The 2416-nt window shown below is 56.5% G+C and carries 3 protein-coding genes and 1 pseudogene; 2 read left to right on the top strand and 2 right to left on the bottom strand.

The genetic code is table 11. The features are described 5' to 3' along the window. Together BOO71_RS05560 and BOO71_RS05555 are read left to right on the top strand one after the other, a co-directional pair. Positions 1–293, top strand: a 293-nt coding sequence (locus tag BOO71_RS05560) for an integrase core domain-containing protein (protein ID WP_139322765.1), incomplete at its 5' end; no start/stop codon positions are given. A 154-nt stretch (positions 294–447) separates the two neighbouring features. Next, positions 448–948 carry a transposase gene (locus BOO71_RS05555; RefSeq protein WP_075830975.1) on the top strand — a complete coding sequence of 167 codons (501 nt, stop codon included), beginning with the start codon at positions 448–450 and terminating at the stop codon, positions 946–948. Positions 949–1054: 106 nt separating this feature from the next. Here BOO71_RS05555 and BOO71_RS05550 read toward each other — a convergent pair whose 3' ends face one another. Together BOO71_RS05550 and BOO71_RS27650 are read right to left on the bottom strand one after the other, a co-directional pair. After that, positions 1055–1972 (bottom strand): CPBP family intramembrane glutamic endopeptidase, encoded by a 918-nt coding sequence (locus BOO71_RS05550; protein ID WP_075830974.1) that lies wholly within the window; start codon positions 1970–1972, stop codon positions 1055–1057. 109 nt (positions 1973–2081) lie between these two features. After that, positions 2082–2416, bottom strand: a pseudogene (locus BOO71_RS27650) (IS4 family transposase); the annotation flags it as partial.

Here is a 2416-nt window from a genome sequence, read left to right as displayed (position 1 = left end):
CAGACAGGGGGAGCCAATACACGAGTGAGGTCTACAAGCAGGCGCTGGACAGACTGCACGCGGTTCAGAGCATGAGCGAGAAAGGAGAATGCTGGGATAACGCCGTTCAGGAGAGCTTCTTCGCGACGTTGAAGACGGAACTGGAGCTTGGAAAGGCGCAGTGGGGTCGTGTCCAGACACGAACAGAAGTTTTTGAGTGGATTGAGGTGTTCTATAACCGCCAGCGTCGTCACTCCGCGTTGGGCTACCGGTCCCCAGCGGCCTTTGAGGAGCAAGCCCCCATCCCGAACTGAGCCTCCACCAAACCCTTGACAGATCAACCTACCATGGAAGAGCAAGCTTGATCCCTACTACGGACGACTCTGGGAACTCTGGCAGGCAGGGGAGCGAAATGCTGTGACCTTGCTCCGACAAGTTCAGCAGGAGGGGTTTCCTAGCGGCTACAAGATGGTCCACCAGTGGACCCTGTCACGCCGGATCGAAGATACCCAGTGTGCAGAGGTCCCGCACGGGTTGATACCTGCTCAGAGGAAAAGGCGATGGCATCGTGCGGATTTTCTGGCAGGTCAGGTGGTCTGGATCCTGTTGAAGAACGATGACCAGCTTGGGGCAGACGAGCGGACGCTTCTGAAAGTATTGACAGAAAAATGTGCGCCAGTCCGTCAAATACGTTCCCTGGCACTGGAGTTTCGTCGGCTTTTTACGCAGGGTAATGCCGAGTCGTTACATAGATGGCTGGAGCAAGCCGCTTCATGCGGCTTGCCAGACATTCAGACGCTGGCGGCAAGCCTGGCCAGGGAACGTGGGGCGCTTCTGGCCGCGATGACCCTGCCCTGGAGCAATGGGCCGACGGAAGGGACCGTCAATAAAATCAAGCTGATCAAGCGCCAGATGTATGGGCGGGGATCATTTGAAACGCTCCGCCAACGTGTTTTGTTCGCGAGCTGACACGCTGCACGAAATCAACGGAAGAACCGCGAAAGCGGGGCAGGCCCAGATGTAGCGGCTGGCCAAAGATCGCATGGAGCTTGTCTTATCCCCCAGCCCCAGCCTGCTATACGGCGGGGTTCAACGTGGTCTGTTCGTCTAGGAGTGCAGGGCGATCAGAGATCTTCCCAGCCTTCACAGATTTGCTGTAACGCCAGTACACGAACAGACCGTACAGCAGCGGGACCAGCACCTGAAAAAGGAAGAAAGGATCGAACTGGAAGCCCGCCCCAGCGGTGTCTGTAACCGTGGGTGTGGCAGAAGTGGCTGCTGGCGTGTGTGTCATCTCAAAGTCGGCGGCCACGATGTCCCACAGGCCATGGAACAGCATCAAAGGATAAATAGAAGCCACCCGCAGGCGCAACGCCCCCAGCATTACGCCAAGGGCAAAGGCGTTGAGGATCTGGTCACCCGTCCCCTGGAGTGAAGCGCCGTGGATCAGATTGATCAGATGAACGCTGGCGAAGAGCAGGGCCGTGACCAGGACCGTCAGCAACGGCGTGAGCTTGGTTCTGAACGCTTCGAACAGAATGCCCCGGAACATCAATTCCTCGGCAAAACCCACCAGCAGGAAATTGACGACATATGCCGCGGTGACCGACAACACCCCCCAGGTGAAGACGTCCACTGCTCCATCACTGACCGCAAGGACGGTCAGTGTCCCGTACAATCCCAGCAGAAACACAACGGGAAATATGAAGAACTTCAGGCCACCGGGCAGGACGGATCTGAAGCCCACCGCCCGCCACCAGCCCAACCCGGTGACAATCAGGCACAACACACCAACCACAAGGGCTTCAGGGGCCAATTGATTCACAGCCTCCAGCATTCCCGCTGGAGCGGGAACACCGGCAGCATTGTTGCCCAGCGAGTCAACCATGGGCGGGGGTTTAAGCGTATCTATCGTCAGAAAAATGCCCACATTCAGGACGAAGGCGATGAGTGCCGCCCAGATGGGATGCGCACGGAGGGTCTTGAGTAGCATGAGAATATAATATGCATCACATTTCAGCGAAATATATCAATTCTTCCAATATGAAACCAAGATGAGACATATATAATCAAGTTGCCCCAAGACAGTAGTCCGGAAGGTTTCAAGCAGCCTTGACCCCCAGGAGCAGCAGGTCGGCGATCTGTGGGGCGAATTTTTCGCAAGTCAGATCGCCAGGCAACAGAGATAAAATTCGATCAGCGAAAAATTCGTTATAGGCACGGCGTTTTTCGTCTTCCATGCTGAAGACCAGCGGGCCAGCCCGCTGGTTCATCAACTGACTGGCTCTGGCTACAGAAACGCTATGCAGCGCCATATTCCAGTGGAAGTGCAGCGCCTGAGCCTGACGGGACTGGCAATCACCCAGGCCCGCGAACTGCTTGCCGTCCCGGAACGGAAACTCCATCGCAAAACGGGCGCGGTAGAGCTTGACGATGG

The organism is Deinococcus marmoris (assembly GCF_001949125.1).
Lineage (GTDB): Bacteria > Deinococcota > Deinococci > Deinococcales > Deinococcaceae > Deinococcus > Deinococcus marmoris_A.
This window is presented reverse-complemented; position numbering and strand designations above follow the sequence as displayed.

Bases quoted from the DNA above. Each gene is read 5' to 3' on its own strand.
- BOO71_RS05550 (WP_075830974.1), bottom strand. From the start codon at position 1,972: ATGCTACTCAAGACCCTCCGTGCGCATCCCATCTGGGCGGCACTCATC.
- BOO71_RS05555 (WP_075830975.1), top strand. From the start codon at position 448: ATGGTCCACCAGTGGACCCTGTCACGCCGGATCGAAGATACCCAGTGT.